Origin of the sequence: Nocardiopsis flavescens, from assembly GCF_900141985.1 — a bacterium.
In the GTDB taxonomy this organism is placed as follows: Bacteria; Actinomycetota; Actinomycetes; order Streptosporangiales; family Streptosporangiaceae; genus Nocardiopsis; species Nocardiopsis flavescens.
The window spans coordinates 149,771-175,432 of sequence record NZ_FQZK01000009.1; the positions used below are offsets into that span (position 1 = coordinate 149,771).

The following is a 25,662-nucleotide window of genomic DNA, read 5'->3' on the forward strand; positions in this document are numbered from 1 at the left end:
GGACGATGCGGGTGACCCGCGTGACGACGGCGGAACTCGACCGCCTGGAATTCCACGCCGTCCGTTCGGGCGAACACGGCGAGGTCGCCGCCCGGCTCCTCGACCTGGCCAACCGGGTCGACGCGGGAAGCGAGATCTCCCGCGCGGAGCTGTTCGTCAGGGCGGGTGAGCAGTGGGAGATCGCCCAGGAGTACGAGCGCGCCTGCGCCGCGTACCAGCGGGCGATCGACGACGGCGGGGCCACGGTCATCGACGCCCGCGCCCTGAGCGCGGGGGCCCTGCTCCAGCTCGACGAGATCGACCGGGCCGGCGCGCAGCTCAAGCGGCTGGAGAGCGAGGAGCCGCGCGGGCTCCAGACCTACCTGCACGTCGCCGAGGCCCTGTACGCACACGACGACCTCGCGGGCGCCGAGCGGTGGGCCACCGAGGGGGCGCGGCGGTTCCTCGGCCGCGACCTCACGCCCTACGTCAACGACCTGCTGTGGGAGCTGCTGCGCATCCGCTTCCGCATCCGGGCCGACCTCGGCCTGCCCGAGGACGACCTCGACCGCCGCCTCGACGAGGAGTGACCCGGGGGCGCGCCCGCCGCCCCCCGCGAAGGCGGGCCCGCGGGGCGGCGTGTGCGCTCCGTGTTCGATGGACGTCGATCAATGTGAGAAAACAGCGGCACACGACCATTTTGTGGCGGTTCCTCAGAAGAGGCCTGGGATGTACTCTCTTGGCCGGCCTCGTGGAGAAGCGCCCGAGGCGGGCCGGCCCCGCGCACCGCGGGCCGGCCGAAGAGGAGCGCCCCGCCTTCGTGCGAGGAAGAGCGGGGCACCGAGGCGATCCTGTGCTGGGATCTGATCGAGGACGACACTATGGCATCTGAGACGAGCCCGTCGAACCGCGCGCATCCGGTGGACGCGTCCGGGGCGGGCGGCGCCTGCACGGCGCCGGCGCACACCCTCCCCCCTCCCGTCATCAACGGCGACAACAACCGGGTCACCTACAACTTCGCGGGCCGGGACCTGGAGTCCGCGGTCCCGGACCCCTCGCCGCCGCGGGGCGGAGCGGCTCCGCGGCGGGGGTGGGGCTCCCTCCTGGGGGCCCTGCCCGTCCTCGGCGCGCTGTTCAAGGGCTCCCCGGACGACTGACCGGTCCGACCGCCGTACGGCGCCCCCCGTCCCCGTGTGGACGGGGGGCGCCGTGCTCACCGACGGCCTCCCGGCCCGGGAGCCCGCGCGGGCCCGCCGGCACGCGCCGGGACCGCCCCGGCCCGGATCCGCGCCCCGGCCCGGGCGTGTCGCGGGGCCGGGTGTCCGGGGATGTCCGGGTCCGTGTGCGACACGCCCGAGAAGAAGGTGACCGAGGTCGCTCCGGGCCCCGGCGGGCCCCGGCGGGACCCGCGCGGACGCCCCGCGTCGACCGGGTACACCAGGTTCTCGGAGCCCGTCCGGCCGCGCGGTACGGGGCTTGCGGGGCCCGCCGGACCCGCTCCGGGTCGGGGTCGGGCGCGAACCGCTCCGCGAGAGTCTTAGGCTTGCCACGACCGCCCCTCCGACGGGCCGCCCGGGTACCCTTCCCGGGCCCGTTCCGGACCCCCGGCGATGCCGTTCCACGTGCCCGGACGTGTGTCCCCATACCACGTCCCGAGGGCGAGTTCGACGATCATCGAAGAACGTGAAAAATCAACGACACGCCATTATCTTGCGGTGGTTCCTAGCACTAGCCCCTAGATGTAGTATCTACTCCCGCTGGTGCTTCACCTTTCGGGGTGGCAGGGAACGCCGGAGAGATCCCGGTCCCGACCCTGCCGGATCAGTGTGACGCGACCGCCGCGACCGGCCCGGAACCCCCGAGTTCCCGGGCGGCCGGACGACGGCCCGCGCGAACGAGAACCGAACACCGGCGCGCACGCATAGCCGTGCTGCGCTTGCAGGGAACGGGGGCTTGGGAGAGGGCGACCCGTGACACGCCGCGACGACCGCACGCACCCGGTGCGTCGGCCGCCCGGCGGGCGCCGCACGACCCTGAGACACCGTCCCCACCCCGCCGGGACTTCTTCTATTCGAGGTTGGAGCCGCTTTATGACCCTGGACGTCGAGGCAGCGCCCGCATCCGTTCGGCCCGAGCCGACCACCGAGGGCGCGCCCCCCGCCGCTCTCGACCGGATCGAGCGCGTCGTGACCGAGGCCTGTGCGCGGCTGGACGGTGTTTCGGCGGACAAGGTCCTGGCGGAGGCCCGTCGCGGCCTGTACCCCGGCATCCCCGACTCCGAGGTCGAACTGGCCCTCATCATGGCCGCCCGCAGCTACGTCGAGGTCGACCCGGACTACTCCTACGTCGCCGCCCGCCTGCTGCTGGACAAGCTGCGCAGCGAGGCCCTGAGCTTCGTCTCCGGGGTCCCCGAGGCCGCCACCCAGACCGACATGTCCGAGCGCTACGCGACCTACCTGCCCGCGTACGTCAGCCGCGGCATCGACCTGGGCCAGCTCGACCCGGCCCTGGCCAAGTTCGACCTGGGGCGCCTGGGCAAGGCCCTGCACGCCGACCGCGACGAGCAGTTCACCTTCCTCGGGCTCCAGACGCTGTACGACCGCTACTTCCTGCACAGCGACGGCACCCGCTACGAGCTGCCGCAGGCGTTCTTCATGCGCGTCGCCATGGGCCTGGCCCTCAACGAGGACGACCGCGAGGCCCGCGCGATCGAGTTCTACGAGCTGCTGTCCTCGTTCGACTTCATGGCCTCCACGCCCACCCTGTTCAACTCCGGCACGGTGCGCGCCCAGCTGTCCTCCTGCTTCCTCACCACCATCGGTGACGACCTCCAGCAGATCTTCCACGGCATCAGCAACAACGCGATGCTGTCCAAGTACTCCGGCGGGCTCGGCAACGACTGGACCCCGGTCCGGGGCCTGGGCTCCCACATCAAGGGCACCAACGGCAAGAGCCAGGGCGTCGTCCCGTTCCTGAAGATCGCCAACGACACGGCGGTCGCGGTCAACCAGGGCGGCAAGCGCAAGGGCGCCGTCTGCGCCTACCTGGAGACCTGGCACATCGACATCGAGGAATTCCTCGACCTGCGCAAGAACACCGGCGACGAGCGCCGCCGCACCCACGACATGAACACCGCGAACTGGGTTCCGGACCTGTTCATGCAGCGGGTCGAGCAGGACGGCCAGTGGACGCTGTTCTCGCCCAACGAGGTCCCCGAGCTGCACGACCTGTACGGCACCGCCTTCGCCGAGGCCTACGCCGCCTACGAGAAGGCCGCCGACGAGGGCCGCGTCAAGGTCTTCAAGCGGGTCCGCGCCGTCGACCTGTGGCGCCGCATGCTCACCATGCTGTTCGAGACGGGCCACCCCTGGATCACCTTCAAGGACCCGTCCAACCTGCGCTCGCCGCAGCAGCACGTGGGCGTGGTGCACTCCTCCAACCTGTGCACCGAGATCACGCTCAACACGAACTCCGAAGAGGTCGCGGTCTGCAACCTGGGCTCGGTGAACCTGGCCCAGCACACCGGCCCCGACGGCATCGACGTCGAGCGCCTGCGCCGCACCGTCCGCACCGCCGTGCGGATGCTCGACAACGTCATCGACGTGAACTTCTACACGATCCCCGAGGCCGAGCGCGCCAACATGCGCCACCGCCCCGTGGGCCTGGGCCTGATGGGCTTCCAGGACGCGCTGTTCAAGCTGCGCCTGCCCTACTCCTCCCAGGGAGCCGTGGAGTTCGCCGACGAGAGCATGGAGCTCATCAGCTACCACGCCATCGAGGCCTCCGTGGAGCTGGCGGCCGAGCGCGGCGCCTACGAGAGCTTCGAGGGCTCGCTGTGGAGCCAGGGCATCCTGCCCATCGACTCCGTGCGCCTGCTCGCCAAGGAGCGCGGCGGCGACCTCGACATGGACCGCGGCCAGACCCTCGACTGGTTCTCGCTGCGCGAGAAGGTCAAGAAGACCGGTATGCGCAACTCCAACGTGATGGCGATCGCGCCCACCGCGACCATCGCCAACATCACCGGCGTCAACCAGTCGATCGAGCCGGTCTACCGCAACCTGTTCGTCAAGTCGAACATGTCCGGCGACTTCACCGTCGCCAACGACTACCTGGTCCGCGACCTCAAGGCCCGCGGCCTGTGGGACGAGGACATGGTCTCCCAGCTCAAGCTGCACGACGGCAGCCTCGGCCGGATCGACCGCGTGCCGGACGACCTGAAGGCGCTGTACGCCACCGCGTTCGAGGTCGACCCCGACTGGCTGGTCGACGCCGGCGCCCGCCGCCAGAAGTGGATCGACCAGGCGCAGTCGCTCAACCTGTACATGGCGGCCCCCAGCGGCAAGAAGCTGGACGCCCTGTACCGCCGCGCCTGGCGCTCCGGTCTCAAGACCACCTACTACCTGCGTTCGCAGAGCGCCACCCACGTGGAGAAGAGCACGATCAAGGGCACCGACGGCCGCCTCAACGCGGTCTCGGCGACCCCGGTCGCCCCCGCCCCCGCCCCGGTCCCGGTCCCGGCCCCGGTCCCGGCGCCCGCCCCGGTGGCGGCCGAGCGCCCGGCGCCCGTCGCCGAGCCCGTCGAGGACGAGTTCGAGATCGTCGAGGGGCAGGCCTGCTCCATCGACGACCCCGAGTGCGAGGCCTGCCAGTAGGACCCGCGGCCCCCGCGGGCCGCGACGCGACCTCGGCCGCCCGCCCCCACCACGGGCGGGCGGCCACTCTCAAGCCCCACGAAGCGCTTCCGGGCCCTCCCGGATAAGGAAAGACACATGACCGCGACCTCTGAGAACACCGCGAGCGCCGCCAGCGGCCTGGGCGAGATCGAGCGCGACGCCGAGCGCGTCAACGTCGACGACAAGGCGATGATCAACGCCCGCGCCGACGTCAACCAGCTCCTCCCGCTCAAGTACACGTGGGCCTGGGAGAAGTACCTCTCCGGGTGCAACAACCACTGGATGCCCACCGAGGTCGCCATGCAGGCCGACATCGCCCTGTGGAAGTCCCGTGACGGGCTCACCGAGGACGAGCGGCTCATGCTCAAGCGCAACCTGGGCTTCTTCGCCACCGCGGAGTCGCTGGTGGCCAACAACATCGTCCTGGCGGTGTACCGCCAGCTCACCAACCCCGAGTGCCGCCAGTACCTGCTGCGCCAGGCGTTCGAGGAGGCCGTGCACACGCACACCTTCCAGTACATCTGCGAGAGCCTGGGCCTGGACGAGGGCGAGCTCTTCAACATGTACCGGGAGATCCCGTCCATCACGGCCAAGGACGCGTGGGCGCTCAAGTACACGCAGAACCTGGAGGACCCGGAGTTCAGCACCGGGACCCCCGAGGCCGACCAGGCGTTCCTGCGCGACCTGGTGGCGTTCTACGTGATCTTCGAGGGCATGTGGTTCTACACCGGCTTCGCCCAGATCCTGTCGCTGGGCCGCCGGAACAAGATGGTCGGCATCGCCGAGCAGTACCAGTACATCCTGCGCGACGAGTCGATCCACCTGAACTTCGGCATCGATGTGATCAACCAGATCAAGATCGAGAACCCGCACCTGTGGACCGAGGAGTTCCAGGCCGAGGTCCGGCAGATGCTGACCGACGCCTGCGCGCTGGAGGTCGCCTACGGCCGCGAGACCATGCCGCGGGGCATCCTGGGCCTCAACTCGGAGCTGTGCGAGAAGTACATGCACTTCATCACGGACCGCCGCGCCGAGCAGATCGGCCTGGCGCCCATCTTCGGCGAGACGGAGAACCCGTTCCCGTGGATGAGCGAGATGATGGACCTCCAGAAGGAGAAGAACTTCTTCGAGACCCGCGTGATCGAGTACCAGACCGGTGGCGGTCTGGACTGGGACTAGGGAGCGTTCGGCGGGCGCCCCCGTGCGCTCTCCCGCCGGGCGGCGGGTGAGGGCCGCCCCGGCCTGACGGCGTCGGTGCGACGGGGGCCGGCCGCGGACCGCGGCCCGGGATGATCCGCCGGGCGGGGCCCGTCGGAGTGATCCTCCGCGGCCCCGGGGCGGTCCCCGGGGACCCGGCCCCCTCCCCCGTCGGCGGCGGGGGAGGGGGCCGTTCTCGCGAAATACGGGAGACGGCCTCGGAGTCCTCACCGCCGGCGTTCCACCCCCGGTGGCCGTCGGTACTTCGTCCAGGACCGCAGCGGCCCGAGAAGCAGGTGCGGCCCTCCAACGACGCCTCCCCGCTCATGTGGGGACACCGGTCACGGGCGGCGGGAGACCCCGGAATCACACCGAGGCGCGCGGAGGGCAGCCCGCGCCGATCCGCTCCGCCAGACCCTGTACCCCGGGCTCCGAACGCCACCGGTCGAACCGGCCGACCAGGTCGTCCAGATAGTCGTGGGCCCGTCGGCTGGCCACGCGTCCGAGGATGTCCACGCTGGTGTGCGCGGTCGGTAGCGCGGCGTCCAGGTCCCCGGCCTGGAGGTGGGCGGAGGAGACCACGGCCATGCGGATACCGTAGGAACGGGCGAACCGATCGGCCGGCATGGTCGCCTTCTCGTTCCAGCGCAGCGCAGCGGCGGGGCGGCCGAGATCACGGTGGATCTCCACGGCGTCGGCGGCCAGGCGGGCGCCTGTGTAGAAGTCGATCCAGGTCGGATCGTCCCCGGTACGGGAGTCGGCCTGTTCCAGCAGCCGTTCGGAGGCGGCCAGCGCCTTCCCCGCCGCTTTCGGACGATGCGCACGGGCGTGCACACGGGCCTCGACGAGGGAGAGGAACGCTCGTACCCGGGGCGGGGTGTGCGGAGTGGCGGCGTTGGCGGCCTCGATCATGTCCAGGGCATCGTCTCGGTAGCCGCGCAGGCACGCCTGCAACGCCATGCACGAGAGGACGTAACCGCCCAGGGCGACGTCTCCGGCGGCCCGGGACATGCGCAGCGCCTGGATGAACTGGCGTTGGGCACGGGCGTGGTGGCCGGCGTCGAAGTCGGCCCACCCGGCCAAGCGTCCCAGTACCGCGGTGGCGGAGAACAGTTCCTTCCCGACGTCGTCGGTGTAGGTGCCCTCGAGCATGGGGGCGGCCACGTCGCGCAGGCACACCGCCACCGCCGACACCCCGGCGCTGGCGCCCCCGAACCGGGAGTCGCTGTGGCGGGCCTGCTCGGCGAGTTCGCTCAGTTCGGTGATGTCGGCGCGGCCGATGCGCCGCCCGCCGGTGTGGGCGGCGGTGCCGTCGGTGCTCTGGGAGAGCCAGCGCAGAGTCGGGGGCCCGAAAGCTGCGGCGCTGAAGGCGGTGAGGAAGTGGCGACGGTCCATGGTGCTCCAGAAGGCTCCCGCCGTCTGGAGGGCGGCGGGTAGGGATCGCGGGAAGGCCAGCCCCACATGATCGTCGGTCGGCTCGGTGCCGGCCAGACCGATCTCGGACAAGGTCACCCGTCGGCCCAGCCGCTCCGAGAGCGCGGTGGCCAGAAGCTGCGGCGCGGGCGGTTTCGGCCTCATGCCGCGCTCCACCCAGTTCGCGATCGAAGTGTGGGTGTAGGCGGTGGGGGAGTCGTGCGGCGCCAGTCGGTTGATCCGGTGTGCCAACGCCTTGTGGCTGGCACCGGAGCGTTGGATCATGTCGCGCAGCGCCGTATTGGGGGAACGGGCCATGACGGGTCCTCCTACGGTGTGTACCGACCGTAGCGCCGTCGGGTGCACCTGTGAAGCCGAACGCATGAGCCCTCCCGTGAGCACCCTCCGTGATCCGTGAGCCCTCCCGTGAGCCCTCCCTCTACCGTTCGGACCTGTCTTTCCTGGAAGTCCTGGCCGTTCTATCGGACGGCCTCGGCACCCGAACGGGGAGGTTCCATGTGCGGAGTCGCCGGACTCGCCGGTCCCGACGCCCACCTGCACACCGACACGGTCACGGCCATGAGCGCCACCCAGCGCCACCGCGGCCCCGACGGTACCCGGACCGCCTGCACCGGCGACGGCCACGCGGTCATGGCCATGAACATCCTCAAGATCGTCGACCCGACCGCTGAGAACGGCCCCTACTCCGACCCTGCCACCGGTCTGATGCTCGTCGTCAACGGCGAGGTCTTCAACCACCGGGAGATCGTCCGTCAGCGCGACATCGCCCTGGGCCCCGGCGAGACCGACGCCCATGTGCTGCTGCGGGCTTGGGCCCAGGCCGGCCCGCGGGTCTTGGAGGAGGCCGAGGGCATGTTCGCCTTGGCCGTCTACGACCCACGTCGCCGAACACTCCACCTCGCTCGAGACCGCTTCGGTGAGAAGCCGCTGTACTGGCGCGCCGACGGCTCCCGCATCGCCTTCGCCTCCGAGGTGGCCGGCCTCATCGGATACGGACCCGCCCCGGTGGTCTACCGGCCGGAGATGGCGGCCCTGGAAACCCCTATCGGCACCGACACCCCTTACCAGGGCATCCAGTTGCTCCCGCCGGGGAACCTGCTCACCTTCGACCTCCGTAGCGCCTCCATCACCCACACGCGCTGGTGGGACCTGGCCGCAACCGAACCGGCCACCACCACTTACACTTCCGCCCTGGACCAGGCCGTGGACCTGCTGGAGAGCACCGTGGCCGGTCGCGCCCACTCCGGCCGCTCGGCCCTGTTGCTCTCCGGCGGCTTGGACTCGGCGCTGCTCGCTCACCTGCTGCGGCCCGAGGTGTGCGTGACCGTGCGCTACCCGGGCCGAGAGCGCTTTGACGAGTCGGCCACCGCCGCCCGTGTCGCCCGTACCATCGGCGCCGAACTGCTCGTCGTCGAGCCCGGGCCCGGGGACCTGCGCGCCGAGCTGGGGCGGATCGTGTCCGCCCTGGACTACCCCGTCGGCAACGCCTCCCTCCTGTCGGAGCACATGGCCTACCGGGCCATCGCCGATGCCGGGATCCGCGTCGTCTACGGTGGGCTGGGCCCTGACGAACTGCTCATGGGCTACGCCCGTCACGCCCTTACCCTGTTCGGGCCCCGTGCGGTGGAACAAGGACTGGACGCCTACCGGCCGCTGGCCGCCAAACTCCTGCACGACGCCGGTCCAGACCGGGGGGAACAGGAAACCGTCACTCGCCTGATCGCCCGGGGCCCTGATCCCCAGAACCGGGTCTCCTCCCTGGTCGCGGACTGTTTCGAACGGGCGGGCGGTGACACCTCCCGCGCCCTCACCCTTGTCGAGCTCGCCACCGCCTGGCGGCCCCTGGTGAGCACCAGCGACAAGCTCGCCTCCGCTTTCGGTCTGGAGCGCCGCTCGCCATACCTCGCCCGAGGCTTTGCTGAGTTCTGTTACTCCCTCCCCGTCTCCCACAAGATCACCCGACCCGCCCTGGGCAAGCGCATCCTGCGCGACGCCGCCAGGGAACTGGGAGTGGGTCAGGAGGTATGGGCCGCCACCGACAAGAAGGGGTTCGCCTCTCCGGTCCCAGCCTGGTTGAACGACCCGGGCCTGCTGTCCCCCTGGTGTGAGGAGAGCATCCGAACCGCCCTCACCACGGCGCCGTCGGCCCTGCTCCCACTGCTGAAGGCGGGGCTCGAACCGGCGGCCCGCTTCGATCGCACCCGGGCCCAAGCACTGCTCACCGCCTACTGGGTCGCCGGATCCCAGCGCCACGCCGCCTGACGTCGGTAGATCTCTCATCAACACCAGGAGGCGCCTACTGTGGCCGCATGCGAGTCGACGACCAGCCCCGCGGTGCGGTGGCCATCATCGCCAACGCCCGCGGCGACCTCCTCCTGCACCTGCGCGACGACGTTCCCCACATCGCGTGGCCCGGCCACTGGTCGGTACTGGGCGGCGGGTGCGATCCGGGGGAGAGCCCACACCAGGCGATCGTGCGCGAACTGCACGAGGAAGCCGGACTGGCCGTCGCCGACTTGGACGAGCTGTTCGAGGTCCCCGACGTTCACGGATCCGGCCAACTCATCACCGTCTACTCCGGGACCTGGGAAGGCGAGGCCGCCGCCCTCGCCCTGACCGAGGGGACGAAGCTCGACTGGGTCGCCCCCGACCTACTCGACATCCTGCTGATCCCGCCCTTCATCCGTACCGCCCTCCACCGCTATCTGGCCGACCGCCCCTGACCGTTCCCCCTCTCCGAGGCGGCGGCCCCGGAAAGGAAACACATGCGCGTCAGCGTCATCGGCTGCGGCCACCTCGGTGCCGTCCACGCCGCCTGCCTGGCTGAAACCGGCTCTGAGGTGATCGGCATCGATGTCGACCGGGCCAAGGTCGACACCCTGGCGGCCGGCCGGTCCCCGTTCCACGAACCGGGCCTGGACGACCTCCTGGCCCGCAACATCGCAGCGGGACGGCTGCGCTTCACCACCGACCACGGTGAGGCCGCTGCCTTCGCCGACGTCCACTTCATCTGTGTGGGCACACCACAGCTCGACGACTCCGGCGCCGCCGACCTGAGCCACGTCACGGCCGCCCTGGAGGAGCTGGGCCCCCGGCTGGAACGCCCGGTCGTTGTGATCGGCAAGTCCACGGTGCCGGTCGGCACCACCGCGGCCCTGTCCGAGACACTGCGCGCGCTGGCCCCGGCCGGAGACGGCGTCGAACTCGGATGGAGCCCGGAGTTCCTGCGCGAGGGTTTCGGCGTCCCCGACACCCTGCGCCCCGACCGCATCGTCCTGGGCACCGACTCGCCCCGGGTGGAGGAGGTGATGCGCGAGGTGTGCGTCCCGCAGATCCTCGCCGGTGTCCCGTTCCTCGTCACCGACCCCGCCACTGCCGAGCTGGCCAAGGCGTCCGCGAACGCCTTCCTGGCCACCAAGATCTCCTTCATCAACGCTGTGGCCGAACTCGCGGAGGCCACCGGTGCCGACGTGCATCGCCTCGCCGCCGCCATCGGTCACGACGTACGCATCGGCGCCGCAGGCCTGCGACCCGGCATCGGCTACGGCGGAGGCTGTCTGCCCAAAGACGTGCGCGCCCTGCGAACGATCGCAGCCGGCTACGGGGCGGAGACGCTGAGCGGGCTGCTCGACGCGGTGGAGACCACCAACGAGGCCCGCCGACTGTGGGTCATCGAGGCGGCCGAGCAGATGTGCGGGCCCCTGACCGGCGTCCGGGCCGCTGTGCTGGGGGCGGCGTTCAAGCCGGGTACCGACGACATCCGTGATTCCCCGGCGCTGGACATCGCTTCCCGACTCCAGAACCGGGGCGCTCGTGTGACCGTCTACGACCCCGAAGCCATGGACAACGCCCGTGCCGTGCACCCGGAACTGGCCTTCGCCGCGTCGGCGGCCGAAGCGGTCACCGACGCCGAGGTGGTGCTGCACCTGACCGAGTGGCCGGAGTTCCGCGACGCCGATCCAAAGCAGCTCGGCAAGGCGGTGCGCGCCCGGAGACTGATCGATGGTCGGGGCGGGCTGGACCATGCCCGGTGGGAAACGGCCGGTTGGGAGGTGGCCGTCCTCGGGCGGGGCCCGTCGGAATGATCCTCCGCGGCCCCGGGGCGGTCCCCGGGGACCCGGCCCCCTCCCCCGTCGGCGGCGGGGGAGGGGGCCGTTTCGCGCGGGGCGCCGGGCCCGGCGGTGAACAGAGGGTGTCGGAAGTGCGCGAACCGCCCCCCGCGGGCGGTCCGGACAGTACCGTTCTTCCAGGGGAGGCCGTCCTCCCCGCTCCGGTGGCCCGGGTCGAGGCGCGCGACCCGGGCCGCTGCCGTTCCCGGGGGCGGGCGGGCCCCGGCGGTGCATAGAAGTCAATCAGCGGATGTATAAAAAGACACTCGGGCACGAAGTGCTCTGGGCTTCAGGGCCGTCTTTCGGCGCCCGGTATGCCGTTCGCAACGTTATCCAAAAGCGATCACGTCTTTCCCCTGTGTCACTTGCGCCCCATGGTGAACGCGTGGAAGAAAGAGGTGTTCGCTGTGCCCGGTGTCGGGGCCGTGCGGCGGAATCCCATGCGAGTCACCCCTTTCGGGGTGTTCTCTTGTTGCATTCGTCCACTTTTCGGCACTGGGTGCATAAACTTTCCTTGGCCAGTATGGCATATCAGTCAGAGTGGACGGATAATGGTCAGTCGTTCGGAAAACGGTTCGGCGTTCTTCGGGGAGTGGCGGAAGTCGCGCTATTCCTATGACGTGGGGGCGTGCTGTGAAGTCCTGAACCTGGAATCCGGGAATTCATTCTTCCGGGACTCGGTCAACCCGGACCTCGTGCGGCTCGGATTCAAGAACGATGAATGGACCACCTTCCTGGCCACCACCAAGGGGTAGCGTCCGCCCGGCCCCTCCCTCCCCTACACCGCCACGACCGGCGGAACGTCGCAGTCCTGGCGGGTGTAGGAGGTCATGGAGGCCACCGAGGGGTGGGCGGGACCGAACCGGGACACGAGGACCCGGAACAGCTCCGTCCACTCCTCCTTCACGTCCTCGCCCAGCGCCTGGCGGCTCACCAGGTGGTTGCGCCGCGCCGTCAGCAGGATCGGGTGCTCCTCGCCCAGGATCGCCCGGCAGTCCGCCTCGGTCAGGGCGTCCAGGGCGCGCGCCTCCTCGTGGCGCTCCAGCCCGTACAGGTCCGTCGCCAGGTTGAGCGCCGCGGCCAGGGTGTTGAACGACCCCGCCCCGTAGAGCGACCGCAGCCGCTCCAGCGCCGCCCGGTCCAGCTCCGCCGCGGCGGCGAACGCCCCCTGCGAGCGCAGGGCGATGCCCGCGCCCACCCGCGCCCACGCCGGGAACGGGTGGTCGGCCGGGAACCGCTCGTCGGTGGGCGGCAGCAGCAGCCGGGCCTCGGAGGCCGCCTCGTCGCCGCGCCCGGCGCGGGCGAGGGTGACCATGTGCACGACCCGCCCGTACAGCGTCTGGCGCACCGTCGGCGGGTAGCGCCGCCGGTACAGCGCCAGAGCCCGGGTGGAGTGCTCCAGTGCGGCCCCGGTGTCGCCCAGGCCGCGGTACACGGCGGCCAGCACCAGCAGCCCCTGGAGCGCGTGCGGGGTCTCGGAGGCCGCCTGCGCCGCGAACCGCGCCATGCAGTCCTCCAGCCGGTCGCGCGCCTCCTCCCAGCGCCCCAGGAACACCAGGGTCAGCCCCAGGTGCAGGTCGGTGCGCAGGGTGGACACGCTGTCCCGCCCCAGCAGCGCCGCCCGCTCCCGCAGGTTCCGCTCGGAGACCTCCAGCGCCTGGGAGAACCGCCCCTGCTCCAGCAGTACCTGGGCGTAGTTCTGCGCCGCCTCCAGGGTGTGCTCGTCGCCCGGGGACCGCGCGCGCCGGTGGTCGAGGATCTGCCGGAAGAGGCGCTCGGCCTCGTCGAACCGGGCCAGGCCGCTCAGGGCGATGGCGACCGCGCGCAGGGCCTCCAGCGCCTCGTCGGAGTCGGGGCCGCCGCGGGCCGCCTCGCCGGAGTGGATCTCGCGCGCCTCGGCCAGGGCGGTCGCGTACTCGCTGTGCACGCGGCGGATCATGTTGCGCTGCAGCCGGGCGTGGAGCAGCCTGACCGGGTCGTCGCCCCAGGCGTTGACGGCCTGGTCGGCGACGCCGATGGCCTTGGGGTACTCGCCGGACTCGGTGAGGAAGTCGATCACGTCGAGCACCAGGGCGCGCACCCGGGGGTCGCGCGCCGACCAGGCCTGGGAGGCCTTCACGTGGGCGTGCATCAGCAGGTAGCCGTGGCGGTTGGCGGGGTCGGTGGGGTCGCCGGGGTCGTTGCGGGCCAGCAGCCGCCGGGCCAGGTCGCGGTAGCGCACCTTCTCCACCAGCGGCATCGAGTCGCGGATGACCTCCTGGAACAGTTCGTGGAGGTGGAAGGTGCCCGGCCGCACGGAGGCGAGCCGCCGCCGCCCCATGAACTCCAGCACCCGGTCCAGGTGCGCCCCGTCGCCGAACAGCCCCGCCTGGTCCGGGGGCGCCTGCGGGTCGCGGCTACGGGAGAAGAAGGACCGCGACAGCGGCAGCGGGGCCAGGAACGCGCACAGGCGCACCAGCTCGACCACCGCCCGCGAGGTCGCGTCCCCGGCGAGCAGCTCCTCGGCCTGGATCTCCCAGGCCGCGGCCAGCGGGGCGGTGTGCTCGTCGTCGGTGCCCATCCGGGTGACCTTGTCGGTGAAGCGCTCCTGGAAGCGGTCCAGGAACTCCTCGGTCCCCAGCGGGGACTCCCGCAGGAACGCGCCCACCTGGGTCAGGGCCAGCGGCAGGTGCTCCAGGTGCTCGGCCAGGCGCTCCCCGGTGCCGATCGGCTCCAGGCGCTCGGGACACAGCCGGCGCAGCAGGGACAGGCTCTCAGCGGTGTCGAGCCGGGGCACGATGCGGCCGTCGAAGAGGCGGCCCGGGACGCCCCGGGGCGGACGGCGGCGGTCCTGGCCGGTGATGAGGATGCGGCCGCCGCCCCGGGGCATGTGGTCGGCGGACAGGGTCTCCAGGTCCGTCGCCCCGTCGAACACCAGCAGCCAGGAGCCGATCGCGGGGTCGCGGGCCAGGGCCCGGCGCACGCCCTGGACCGTGCGCGCGATGTGGTCGTGGGAGACGGTGAGGCCGATCTGCTCGGCCAGGCGCAGGTAGGACCCGTTGACGTCGGTGTCGGTGGCGGCGGGCACCCACCAGATGAGGTCGTAGTGGTCGGCGTAGCGGTGGGCGTACTGGCTGGCGACGAGGCTCTTGCCCACGCCGCTGCCGCCCCCGATGAGGTAGCGCGCGCCCTCGCTCCGCTGCAGGGCCTCGTGGATCTGTTCGAGGATCGCCTCGCGGCCGGTGAAGTCGGGGTCGGCGGGGGGGACGCCGCCCATCACCGGGGGGTGGTCGGGGCGGCGGCGACCGCCGGCCGGACCGGTTCCGCTCGTCATGGTCCTCCCGCTTTCTGTAAGGCGGCTCGGGAAGGCCGTTCGCCCTCGCTTCTCGGACGGGGGTCCTCGCGGAGCGGGGCGCGGGGTGACCGGCCCCCGCCCTGATTCCAGGCTAGGCGGCGGCCACGGGGATGTCGATACTCGCCCGCGGTCCGCCGCCGGCGGCGGACCGCGGGCCCGGGGCGGAGGCGGTCCCGGCCGGAACCCGGCCTGGCGCCTGTGTCCCGGGACCGGTAGAACGGTGACATGTCGTCACCGAAGGAACACCCGGCCGCCTGGGCCCGCACCGACGTCCCCGACGGACTCGGCCTGGGCACCCTCGTCCCCGAGCCCGACGGCTACCGCCTGGAGGCCGGGGAGACCGTCGTGGACGACGGCGGCGCCGGGTACTTCGTGCGCTTCGGTGTGCGCGCCGACCTCGCCTGGGCCACCCGGGAGGTACGGGTGGAGGTGATTTCGGCCCGGGGGCCGTCCATGGTGATCCTCAACGCCCAGGGCGGCCACTGGACCGACGCCGAGGGCCGCCCCCTGCCGGAGCTGGTCGGCTGCCTGGACGCCGACGTGGCCGCCACCCCGCTCACCAACACCCTGCCGATCCGCCGCCTGGGCCTGCGCCCGGGGGAGTACCGCGACATCGCCGTGGCCTGGATCGACGTGCCGTCGCTGCGGGTGCGCCGGGTACGCCAGCGCTACACCCGCCACCCCGCCGAGGGCGGCCTGGAGGTGTACACCTACCGCGACCCGCTGCACGGGGAGTATCGGCTGACGGTCGACGGGGACGGGCTCGTCGTGGACTACGAACGGTTCGCCCGGCGGCTGCGCGGGGGAGCGGAAGCGGACGAACCGGCCTCCGATGTCCCATCCGGTGTTGCGGACAGGCGATAATCGGCCGGTAGCCGAACCGCATTCCCGGGGGATACCACGTGACCGACACAGAGCCCAGCCCGGAACGGCGCGGGATCATCCGCGACCTGGAGGTCGCCGCGGCGTTCGACGCGGACACCGAGATCGAGCGGCGGGTCGCCTTCCTCGCCGAGCGCCTGACCACGACGGGCGCCGCCGCGCTGGTCCTGGGCATCAGCGGGGGCGTCGACTCCCTGACCGCCGGGCGGCTGTGCCGCCTGGCCGTCGACCGCGTCCGCGCGGCCGGGGGCGACGCCGAGTACATCGCGATGCGCCTGCCCCACGGCGAGCAGCGGGACGAGGCCGACGCCGCCCGGGCCACCGCGTTCACCGCGCCCGACCGGCTCCTCACCGTCGACATCCGCCCCGCCACCGAGGCCATGGCCGCGTCCCTGCGCGAGGCCGGGACGCCCTACCCCGACGCCGGCACCGAGGACTTCGTCCTGGGCAACGTCAAGGCCCGCCAGCGCATGATCGCCCAGTACGCGGTCGCGGGCGGCCTGCGCGGACTGGTGATCGGCACCGACCACGCCGCCGAGGCCGTCACCGGGTTCTTCACCAAGTACGGCGACGGCGGCGCGGACCTCGTCCCGCTCACCGGGCTCACCAAGCGCCGGGTGCGGGCGGTGGCGGCCGCCCTGGGCGCCCCCGACGACCTCGTCCGCAAGGTCCCCACCGCGGACCTGGAGTCGCTGGCCCCGCAGAAGCCCGACGAGGAGGCCCTGGGCCTCACCTACGAGCAGATCGACGACTTCCTGGAGGGCCTGCCCGTCTCCGCGGAGGTCGAGGAGTCCCTGGTGTCCCGCTACCGCGCCACCGCGCACAAGCGCGCGCTGCCGACCGCTCCCTGAAGTCACGGGGGCGGGACCCCCGACCGTGGTGGTGCACGCACCACCATCTCCGGTCGGGCGAACCGCCCCGGGTAAAGAGGCGTCAGATCCATCGCGATCACAGGCGGATCGCACCTATGGTCGTTGCAAGCACAGCGTCCGATCCGGTGGCCGATCCCCCCGCGATCCCTGGCGCGATCCCTTCGACGGGGCGCGAGTGTGAGCGTCCTCCCCCCTGAAACCGGCCGGCAGGCCCTCCCGTGGACACCCGCGTGTCCGGGCGCGCCGGCAGGAAGATCCAAGGAGTGATCGGATGACCGTGACCGCAGGCCCCGAGGGCCCGCCGACCCCGACGACGGCCCGGACCCTCACGGGCGTCGAGTCGCGCAGCGTCCCGGCCGCCGGCCGGGACCGCTTCCTCGACGTCCTCCGCCTGCTGGTCATGGGACTGGTGGTGGCCCAGCACTGGTGGCTCCCCGTCCTGGCGCAGAACCAGGGGATGCTCGACGCCGGGAGCGTCCTGTCCACCGAGGGCGGCTTCGCCCTCACCTGGGTCTCCCAGGTCATGCCGCTCATCTTCTTCGTCGGCGGCGCAGCCAACCTCATCAGCTGGCGGGCCGCCTCGGGCCGCGGCGTCACCGCGGCCACCTGGTACGCCAAGCGGCTGCGCAGGCTCGCCTGGCCGGTGGTGCCCCTGGCGGCGCTGTGGATCGTGGCGTCCCACGTGCTCGTGCTGGGCGGCGCGCCCGCGCAGCCGGTGCTGGTGGGGGCCGGGGCCGCGGGCATGGTCCTGTGGTTCCTGGCGACCTACGTCCTGGTGGTGGTGTGCACGCCGCTGCTGGCACGCGCCCAGGAGAGGTTCGGCGCGTGGGCCGCGGCGGGCCTGCTCGCCGGGGCCGTCGCCGTCGACCTGGTCCGGTTCGCCGGCGGTGTCGAGTGGGCGGGCTACCTCAACGTCGCGTTCGTCTGGCTGGGCGTGCACCAGCTGGGCTTCCTCTACGTCTCCGGGCGTATCCGCCGCCTCCACGCGGGGCTGCTGGCCGGCGCGGGCGCGCTGACCGCGCTCACCCTGGTGGCGTTCGGCCCGTACTCGGTGAACATGACGGGAGTGTTCGCCGCCGAGACCTCCAACGTCGCCCCGCCGACCCTCGTGCTGGCCGGCCTGGGCGTGGCCCAGATCGGCCTGGCGCTGCTGGCCCGCGAGGCGATCGGGGCCTGGGCCGACAAGCCCGGACCCGCGCGCCTGCTCGACCGGATCTGCCCGCAGCTGATGACGGTCTACCTGTGGCACATGCTGCCGATCAGCGTGGTCGCCGGGGTCGTGGTGTTCGGCCTGGGGATCGACACCCCGGAGCCGATGACCGGCCTGTGGATCGTGTGGGGCGTCCTGGGCCTGGTGGTGCTGGTACCGCTGATCCTGCCGCTGGCCCACTGGGCGGTGCGGTTCGAGAACCCGCCCAAGGTGCTCTCCGGCTCGCCCGGCCTCGTCCAGGTGCTGGCGGCCGCGGCCCTGATCGGCGGCGGCCTGCTGACGCTGACGGTGACCGGCCTGGGGCTGGGCCTGGGGCCGCTGCTGGGGCTGCTGATGGTGCTCGGCGGCGTCGTTCTCACACGGTCACCCGAGGGTCGCCGTCCGTAGAAGTCCGGTGGGGCCCGGGTGAGAATACGACAGATTCCGTCCAGAATCCGTCCATGGACGCCGGGGCGGGTCCCCACCCGGGGGTAGACAGGTCCTCATGGACCCGACTCGCATCGCCTTCGAGAAACGGGGGACCGGCCGACCGCTGGTCCTCCTCCACGGACTGGGCGACCGCCGCCAGAGCTGGAGCGCGGTCGTTCCCCGCCTGGCCGGCGACTACCGGGTGTTCTGCGTCGACCTCCCGGGGTTCGGCCGGACGCCGGCGCCGCGGCCCGGCGAGCCCTACGACATCGTGTCGATGACCGACGCGGTGGAGTCCTTCTGCCGGTTCCACGGGCTGGAGCGCCCACACGTCGCGGGCAACTCGCTGGGCGGCTCCATCTCCCTGGAACTCGGCGTCCGGGGCGTCGCCGGATCGGTGACGGTGTTCTCCCCCGCCGGGTTCTCCGACAGCCTGGGCCGCTGGGGGCTGCGGGCGGTGGGCGCGTTCGCCAACCTCGCCGCCCGCGTCCCCATGCCGGTCAAGGAGCGGCTGGCGAGCACGCGCCCGGCCCGGGCGCTGGCCCGGGTCGCGCTGCGCGGGGACCCGTCCTCGCCGCAGGCCAAGGCCACGCACTTCAGCGTCCGCGGGCTCCAGGAGGGCGCGCCCTTCATCCGGATGATCCCGCGCATCGCCGAGTACGACTTCACCGCCAGGCCGATCGACTGCCCCGTCACCATCGCCTGGGGCGACCACGACCGCACCCTGCTGCCGTCCAGCGCGGAGCACGCGCACCGGCGGGTGCCCACGGCGCGCATGGTCTCCCTGGTGGGCAGCGGCCACATCCCGATGACGGACGACCCGGTCTCGGTCGCCGAGCACATCAAGTGGACCTGCCGCTCGGCGGACCTGGGCCACCGCCGGCACGCGCACCTCGCCGGGGGACGCGCCTGAGGTGGCGGCCCGCCCGTCCGGCCGCCGGACGGGGGCCGGGGGAGGGCCCGCGGAACGCTGACGGGGGGACGGGGTGGTGCCCCCGGGACGCTTGTGTCAACGTTGTCTCCAGTCCATGTCGGCGGCCCGTCCACGAGGATCCGGGCGCTGGAGGAGGCGAGGGAATGTGACTGTGACGCAGCGGCCCCCGGGCGACCCCGGTCGGTTGAGGGAGGAGGAGGCGCGCCTGCTCGGCTTCGCCGCGGCCTCGGTGGTGCCGGACGGGTTCGGCGCCCTGGACGCGCACGGCCGGGTGGACCCGGACCGGCCGGTGGAGACCTGGATCAGCGCCCGGATGACGCACGTGTTCTCCCTGGCCCACCTGCGCGGCGACGCGGGCGCCGCCGAGCGCGCCGACCACGGTGTGCGCGCGCTGGCCCGGGGCCCGCTGCGCGACGGGGAGCGGGGCGGGTGGTTCGACGAGGTCCCCGCGGAGCGCGCGCGGGGCCGCAAGTCCGCCTACCCGCACACCTTCGTCGCGCTGGCCGCGGCCTCGGCCGCCGTCGCGGGCCGGCCGGGCGCGCGGGAGCTCCTCGACGAGGCGCTGGCCGTCATCGAGGAGCGCTTCTGGGACGAGTCCGCGGGCGCCCTGCTGGAGAGCTGGGACGCGGACTGGAGCGAGACCGAGGACTACCGCGGCGCGAACAGCAACATGCACGCGGTCGAGGCGTTCCTGGCCGCCGCCGACGCCACCGGCGACGCGGTGTGGACCCGCCGGGCCCTGGCGATCGCCGAGCGCCTGGTCCACGGGGTGGCGGCCGGCCACGACTGGCGGCTGCCCGAGCACTTCACCGCCGACTGGAAGCCGCTGCCGGACTACAACCGCGACCACCCGGACCACCCGTTCCGGCCGTTCGGGAGCACCACCGGCCACCTGCTGGAGTGGGCGCGCCTGCTGGTGCACCTGGAGATCGCCCTGGACCGGGCGGGGGAGCCCGCCCCCGCGTGGCTGCGCGAGGACGCCGGGGCCCTGTTCGGGCACGCGGTCCGGCGCGGCTGGGACGCGGACGGCGCCGAGGGCTTCGTCTACACCCTGGACTGGAGCGACCGGCCGGTGGTGCGCGAGCGCATGCACTGGGTGGCGGCCGAGGCGACCATGGCGGCGTGGGCGCTGGCCCTGCACACCCGGGACGGGTCCCTGCTGGAGCGCTACGAGCAGTGGTGGGACTACGCCGAGCGGTACCACCTGGACCTCGAACACGGCAGCTGGCACCACGAGCTCGACCCCGGGAACCGGCCCGCCGCCACGGTGTGGTCGGGCAAACCGGACGTGTACCACGCCTACCAGGCGACCCTGCTGCCGCAGCTGCCGCTGTCGGTCTCCCTGGCCGCGGCGGTGCGCGAGCACGCGGCGCCGCACCTGGTGGTCGTCGGCGAGAACGTCATGGACCTGCTGCCGGTCCCGGGCTCTCCGGGGCTGCTGCGGGCGGCCCCGGGGGGCGGCCCGGCGAACACCGCGGTGGCCGCGCGCCGCCTCGGGGTGCCCACCCGGTTCCTGTCCCGGATCGGCTCGGACGGGTTCGGGCGGACCATCCGGCACCGACTGGCCGCGGAGGGGCTGGACCCGGACGGGCCGCTGACCGCCGGGGAGCCGTCGGCGCTGGCGCTGGCCCGCCTGGGCGTGGACGGGTCGGCGGTGTACGACTTCCGGATGGACGAGGCCGCCGACTGGCGCTGGCGTCCGGGCGAGCTGCCCGAGGAGCTCGAACCGGGGGTGCGCGCCCTGCACGCCGCCTCCCTGGCGCTGTTCCGGGAGCCGGGCGCGACCGCGGTGGAGGAGCTGCTGCGGCGCGAGCACGCGCGGGACCAGGTGACGGTCGGCATCGACCCGAACATCCGGCCGGGCGTCATCGGCGACCCGGGGGCCGCGCGGGAGCGGGCCCTGCGCGACGCGGCGCTGGCGCACGTCGTGAAGGCGAGCGACGAGGACCTGGCGTTCCTGTACCCGGGCCGGGACACGGAGGAGGCCGCGGCGGAGCTGGCCGGGCTGGGCCCCTCGCTGGTCGTGGTGACCCGCGGGGCCGAGGGCGCCTTCGCCCTCGCCTCCGGGGCGCGGGCCGAGGTGGCCGCGCCCCGGGTCGGGGTGGTGGACACGGTCGGCGCGGGCGACACCTTCATGGGCGCCCTGCTGTCCTGGCTGGACGGCCGGGGCCGCCTGGGCGACGACCCGCGCGGACGGCTGGCCGGGCTGACGGAGGGGGAGCTGGAGGAGATGCTGTCCTTCGCCGCCCGGGCCGCGGCCGTCACCGTCACCCGCGAGGGGGCGGACCCGCCCACCACCGCCGACCTGGAGCGCGACGGGTCATAGCCCTTCGAGGGTGTGGTCGATGAGGTGGTCCACGACGTCGGTGAAGCGTCCCCGGCGGTCGTGGGCCGCCCGCTGGCGGGCCGCCCCCGAGCCGCGGCCGCGCAGCCGGTCCAGCAGGTCGGCCGCCAGGTCGGCGTCGCCGTTGTCGAGCAGCCCCGGCAGCGCCGCCGCCAGCAGCCGGTCCATGGCCACCGCCGCGGGCAGGGACTCGCCGGTGAGCGGGTCCGGGACCACGCCCTCCAGCCCGTCGCGGGACGCCCGCCACAGGGCCGCCCGCAGGGCGGTGTCGCCGACCTCCGGGGCGGGGACGCCGTGTTCGACGTCGGTCAGCACGCGGGTGGCCAGGCCCCGGGTGAGGGTCGCGAACAACAGCGCCTCCTCCGCGGTGGCCGCCACGTCGCCCACCCGGATCTCCAGGGTGGGCAGGTGGTCGGAGAGCCGGACGTCCCAATAGACCATGTGCCGGTCCAGGATCGCCCCGGCGTCGGCCAGGGCGCGCACCGCGCGCTCGTGGTCGGCCAGGGAGCGCAGGCTCGGGGGCGGCCCCGCCGAGGGCAGGCGGTTCCAGGCGACGGTCCTCCAGCTGGCGTGGCCGGTGTCGCGGCCGTTCTGGAAGGGCGAGTTCGCCGACATCGCCACCAGGAAGGGGAGCCAGCGGCGCAGGCGCCCGGCGGCGAGTACCGCGCTCCCCCGGTCGGGGACCCCCACGTGGACGTGGCACCCGCACACGACGTGCGACTCGCGCAGCGCCCCGAAGTGTGCGGCGATGTCGGCGTAGCGGGCGCCGTCGCTGACGTCGGCGGACGCCGGGTCGCCCAGGACCGCGGTCCCCGAGGCGACCACGGCGAGCCCGGCGACGTCGGCGGCGCGGGCCAGCTCGCGCCGGGCCGCGCGCAGGAACCGGCGCGCGTCCGCGGCGTCGCCGCACACGGGGCTGTTGGCCTCCACCTGGACCCGGGTGAACTCGCCGCACAGGCGGTCGGACATCCGGGCCCGGGCCAGCAGGTCGGGGGCGCGGGACACGATGCGGCGGGTCCGGGGGTCGACGACGAAGAATTCCTCCTCGACGCCGAAGGTGGGCGGGGCGACCCGGGGGCGCGGGTCGTGTTCGATGAGCGGGTGGTTCCGCATCGAGGTCGTTCCCTCCTGCCGTCGGAAGCGTCCCCGCACTGATATCCCGGGCGGGACGGCCGCGACAGTGTCCGGGAGAGGACAAAAAACTATCCCGTGGCACATGTGTCGTTTTTGTCTGCTTCGCGGGGTCGGGTTCCCGCCGCGTTACGGCTTGATAACCGCGGTGTGCGCCCGGACGGCCGCGCGCGGCCGTCCGGAGGGTGATCCGTGTCACCTTTTGGCGGATCGGAACCCCAGGTGAAACGGGGGGAACAGGCGCCACGGGAGAGACGCGCCGGAGCCGCCGGCCGTCCCGTGCGCACGCGCGTGCGGCTCCGCGCGGGTATCGGTGAAACGACCAGTGTGCCCCGGGGCACCTGCCGCGGCGGGCCCCGCTGTGCGACTCTGTGCCCGTGATCGGCAGGAACACCGGCCCCGGGGCGATCCGCCTGAGGGGCCGCGACACGGAGCTGCGGGACCTCGCCGGAGTACTGGACGGCGCGAGGGCCCGGCTCGGCGCGTCCCTCCTGTTCACCGGCGGCCCGGGCCGGGGCAAGAGCGCCCTGCTGGCCCACCTGCGCGCCGACGCCGGTGATTTCACCGTGCTCCACTGCGGCGGTGTCGCCGACGAGGCCGACCTCCCCCTGGCCGGGCTCGAACGCCTGCTGCGCCCCCTGGCCCCGCACCCCGCCCCGCTGGCCGAGGCCCTGTCCCGCGGTCGGGACGGCGACCGGCTGGCCCTGTCGACCGCCCTGCTGGACCGGCTCACCGCCCAGGGCCGGCTGCTGGTGTGCGTCGACGACGCGGAGCGGCTCGACGGCCCCTCCCTGGACGCCCTGGCCTTCGCGGCCCGCCGCCTGTCCGGCAGCGCCGCGGCGATCGTGTTCGCCGCCCGCGACGGCCGGGTCAAGCCGGGCTCGGCCCACGACCTGGTGCCCGGCGTGCCCGAGCGGCGGCTGCACCCCCTGAGCGAGCGGGCGCTCCACGACATCCTCACGGACCGCGCCCCGGCCGGGCTGCCCGCCCCGGCGCGGGCGGCCCTGGTGCGCGCGGCCCACGGCAACCCCGCCGTCCTCCTGGGACACCTGGAGTCCCGGGTCCCCGACGCGGACGACCCCTTCCCCGGGGAGCCGCGGCTGCCGACCCGGCTCCGCGCCGACCTGCTGTCCCCCTACCGGGACCTGCCCGGACGCACCCTGTCCCTGCTCCTCCTGGCCGCGCTGGGCGGGGACGTCCCGCTGCACCTGCTGGCGAGGGCGGCCGGCGCCGCCGGACCCGCCGCGGCCGACCTGGAACCCGCCGAGGAGGCGGGGGCGGTGCGGGTGGAGGACGACCTCGTCGTCTTCGCCGACCCCCTGGTGGGGCGGGCGTTCGCGCAGGATGCGCCGGCCGTCGTGCTGCGCGCCGCCCACCGCGCCCTGGCGGACGTGACCGACCGCGGCACCGACCCGGTGCGGTTCGTCCGGCACACCGCGGCCGGGGCCGAGGGCCCCGACGCCGCGCTGGCCGACTCCGTCGAGGCCGTCGCCCGGTCCGCCAAGCGCGTGGCGGGGCGCAACGAGGCCTCGTTCGCCCACGAGCGGGCCGCCCTCCTCACACCCGACCCCGACGTCCGGGCCTGCCGCCTCAACAGCGCGGCCTACGAGGCCTACATGGCGGGCCACTCCGAGCACGCGGCGCGGCTCCTCTCCCGGGCCCGCCCGCTGGCCGTCACCGACCGGCGGCGCGCACTGATCGACCTCGTCGACGCCCAGCTGGCCATGCGCAGCTCCAACGCGATCGACGTCGCGGAGCTGCTCTACGGCGTGGGCCGCGACCTCATCCCGCACGACCGCACGCTCGCCCTGCGCACCCTGGTCCGCTCGGCCGACGCGGCCTCGCTGGCGGGCGACCCCGTACGGCACGCGCGCGCGGCCGAGCTGGCGCTGCCGCTGGTGCGCCCCGACGACTCCGACCGGGTGCGCATGGCCGCCTCCTTCCTGGAGGGGTGCACCATCTCCTTCCGGGGCGACTACCCCGGCTCCACCCCCCTGCTGCGCGAGGCCGTCCGGCTCGCGGACGCGGTCGACCGGCCCTCGGAGCTGATCTGGGGGAGCGTGGCGGGGCTGCGCCTGTCGGACAGCCTGTTCGTGCGGCGCGCCAACACCCGCGCCGTGGAACTGGCCCGCCAGGGGGGCGAGCGGGCCACCGTCCCCGCCGCCCTGGGGTTCCTGGTGTTCTCCGAATTCTGGAGCGGGCGCTTCCCGTCCGCCGCCGGGACCGCGCTCCACGGCCTGCGGGCCTCCCGGGAGAGCGGCCAGACCATCTGGGCCACCCAGCACCTGGCGTCGCTGGCGATGATCGCCGCGGTCCAGGGGGACGTGGACACCTGCCGCATCCGGGCGCGGGCCGTCGCCTCCCAGGCGGGCGAGAACAGCCTCGGCCTGGCCGCGGCCCTTGCCTCGTGGGCGCTGGCCGTCCTGGAGCTGTCGCGCGGCAACGCCGCCGAGGCCTTCTTCCGGCTCCGGTCCCTGGTGCACGCGGGGCCGGGCCAGGGCCACCCCACGATGCGGCTGCTCACCGCGCCGCACTTCGTGGAGGCGGCCACCCGCATCGGCGAGCTGGCCTGGGCGCGGACCTCCCTGGCGGGGTACCGCCGCTGGGCGGACGCGATCGACTCCCCCGGCGCGCAGGCCCTGGCCGAGCGCTGCGCCGGGCTGCTGGCCCCGCAGGACGAGGCCGCCGACCACTTCGAGAGCGCCCTGGCCCTGCACCGGGCCTGCGGCGACGACGACGTCGAACACGCCCGTACCCAGCTGCTGTTCGGCGTTTACCTGCGCCGGGCGCGCCTGCCGGGGCGGGCGCGCGAACACCTGCACAACGCGCAGGAGTCCTTCGAGCGCTTCGGCGCCCGGCTGTGGGTCCGCCAGACCCGGGCCGAGCTGCGCGCCCTGGGCACGGGGGAGCGCGGACCGGAGTCCCCGTCCACCGGCGAGCTGACCGCCCAGCAGCAGCAGATCGCCCGGCTGGTCGCCGAGGGCGCGACCAACCGCGAGGTGGCCGCGCACATGTTCATCAGCCCGCGCACGGTGGAGCACCACCTGCGCGGCATCTTCCGCAAGCTCGGCATCAGGTCCCGGGTGGACCTGGCCCGCCTCTTCAACTGACGTCCCCGGGGACGCGGACGCCGGTTCCGCGCACCCGCTTCATAC

General features: G+C 73.4%; 17 protein-coding genes and 1 pseudogene. 15 read left to right on the forward strand and 3 right to left on the reverse strand.

Annotation, left to right across the window (positions count from 1 at the left end):
• Positions 1 to 5: 5 nt before the first annotated feature.
• From BUE45_RS16330 to BUE45_RS16345, 4 genes are all read left to right on the forward strand, one after another.
• Positions 6 to 569, forward strand: a complete 564-nt coding sequence (locus tag BUE45_RS16330; protein WP_073380193.1) for a hypothetical protein — start codon at positions 6 to 8, stop codon at positions 567 to 569.
• Positions 570 to 860: 291 nt separating this feature from the next.
• Positions 861 to 1,136 (forward strand): hypothetical protein, encoded by a 276-nt coding sequence (locus BUE45_RS16335; protein ID WP_143173382.1) that lies wholly within the window; start codon positions 861 to 863, stop codon positions 1,134 to 1,136.
• Between the two features lie 933 nt (positions 1,137 to 2,069).
• Positions 2,070 to 4,631: a ribonucleoside-diphosphate reductase subunit alpha gene (locus BUE45_RS16340; protein WP_073380195.1), complete on the forward strand. Its 2,562-nt coding sequence runs from the start codon at positions 2,070 to 2,072 to the stop codon at positions 4,629 to 4,631.
• Positions 4,632 to 4,748: 117 nt separating this feature from the next.
• Entirely contained in the window at positions 4,749 to 5,831 is a 1,083-nt protein-coding gene (locus tag BUE45_RS16345) for a ribonucleotide-diphosphate reductase subunit beta (RefSeq protein WP_073380196.1), read from the forward strand.
• A gap of 384 nt (positions 5,832 to 6,215) precedes the next feature.
• Here the strand turns inward: BUE45_RS16345 and BUE45_RS16350 are convergent, their stop codons facing one another.
• Positions 6,216 to 7,580, reverse strand: coding sequence for an NsdA family TPR-like regulatory protein (locus tag BUE45_RS16350; protein WP_084737379.1), 1,365 nt, complete (start codon positions 7,578 to 7,580; stop codon positions 6,216 to 6,218).
• 198 nt (positions 7,581 to 7,778) lie between these two features.
• On the opposite strand from BUE45_RS16350, the gene BUE45_RS16355 reads away from it, so the two are divergent.
• The 4 genes from BUE45_RS16355 (at position 7,779) to BUE45_RS16370 (ending at position 12,147) form a co-directional block, all read left to right on the forward strand.
• Positions 7,779 to 9,545 (forward strand): asparagine synthetase B family protein, encoded by a 1,767-nt coding sequence (locus tag BUE45_RS16355; RefSeq protein WP_073380197.1) that lies wholly within the window; start codon positions 7,779 to 7,781, stop codon positions 9,543 to 9,545.
• 47 nt (positions 9,546 to 9,592) lie between these two features.
• Entirely contained in the window at positions 9,593 to 10,006 is a 414-nt protein-coding gene (locus BUE45_RS16360; protein WP_073380198.1) for an NUDIX domain-containing protein, read from the forward strand.
• Positions 10,007 to 10,048: 42 nt separating this feature from the next.
• Positions 10,049 to 11,368 (forward strand): UDP-glucose dehydrogenase family protein, encoded by a 1,320-nt coding sequence (locus tag BUE45_RS16365; protein WP_073380199.1) that lies wholly within the window; start codon positions 10,049 to 10,051, stop codon positions 11,366 to 11,368.
• 575 nt (positions 11,369 to 11,943) lie between these two features.
• A complete protein-coding gene (locus BUE45_RS16370) occupies positions 11,944 to 12,147 on the forward strand; it encodes a DUF397 domain-containing protein (RefSeq protein ID WP_084737380.1) in 204 nt (67 codons plus the stop codon).
• A 23-nt stretch (positions 12,148 to 12,170) separates the two neighbouring features.
• On the opposite strand, the gene fxsT is transcribed toward BUE45_RS16370, so the two are convergent.
• Entirely contained in the window at positions 12,171 to 14,705 is a 2,535-nt protein-coding gene (fxsT, locus tag BUE45_RS16375) for an FxSxx-COOH system tetratricopeptide repeat protein (protein WP_073380200.1), read from the reverse strand.
• Positions 14,706 to 14,951: 246 nt separating this feature from the next.
• Here fxsT and BUE45_RS16380 point away from each other — a divergent pair, with 246 nt between their 5' ends.
• From BUE45_RS16380 to BUE45_RS33425, 6 genes and pseudogenes are all read left to right on the forward strand, one after another.
• Positions 14,952 to 15,590, forward strand: coding sequence for a putative glycolipid-binding domain-containing protein (locus tag BUE45_RS16380; protein ID WP_073380201.1), 639 nt, complete (start codon positions 14,952 to 14,954; stop codon positions 15,588 to 15,590).
• Positions 15,591 to 15,628: 38 nt separating this feature from the next.
• Positions 15,629 to 16,459, forward strand: a complete 831-nt coding sequence (nadE, locus tag BUE45_RS16385; protein WP_073380202.1) for an ammonia-dependent NAD(+) synthetase — start codon at positions 15,629 to 15,631, stop codon at positions 16,457 to 16,459.
• A gap of 292 nt (positions 16,460 to 16,751) precedes the next feature.
• Entirely contained in the window at positions 16,752 to 18,077 is a 1,326-nt protein-coding gene (locus BUE45_RS16390) for an acyltransferase family protein (protein ID WP_073380203.1), read from the forward strand.
• Between the two features lie 97 nt (positions 18,078 to 18,174).
• Entirely contained in the window at positions 18,175 to 19,011 is an 837-nt protein-coding gene (locus tag BUE45_RS16395) for an alpha/beta fold hydrolase (RefSeq protein ID WP_073380204.1), read from the forward strand.
• Positions 19,012 to 19,177: 166 nt separating this feature from the next.
• A pseudogene (locus tag BUE45_RS33420) lies at positions 19,178 to 20,389 on the forward strand (AGE family epimerase/isomerase); the annotation flags it as partial.
• Between the two features lie 45 nt (positions 20,390 to 20,434).
• Complete coding sequence (locus BUE45_RS33425) at positions 20,435 to 21,358, forward strand: carbohydrate kinase family protein (protein ID WP_084737398.1); 924 nt, start codon at positions 20,435 to 20,437, stop codon at positions 21,356 to 21,358.
• On the opposite strand, the gene BUE45_RS16410 is transcribed toward BUE45_RS33425, so the two are convergent.
• Positions 21,353 to 22,489, reverse strand: coding sequence for a carboxylate-amine ligase (locus BUE45_RS16410; RefSeq protein ID WP_073380205.1), 1,137 nt, complete (start codon positions 22,487 to 22,489; stop codon positions 21,353 to 21,355). The two genes, BUE45_RS33425 and BUE45_RS16410, sit on opposite strands and share 6 nt — an antisense overlap.
• Before the next feature lie 395 nt (positions 22,490 to 22,884).
• Here BUE45_RS16410 and BUE45_RS16415 point away from each other — a divergent pair, with 395 nt between their 5' ends.
• Positions 22,885 to 25,617 carry a helix-turn-helix transcriptional regulator gene (locus BUE45_RS16415; RefSeq protein WP_073380283.1) on the forward strand — a complete coding sequence of 911 codons (2,733 nt, stop codon included), beginning with the start codon at positions 22,885 to 22,887 and terminating at the stop codon, positions 25,615 to 25,617.
• Positions 25,618 to 25,662: the final 45 nt, after the last annotated feature.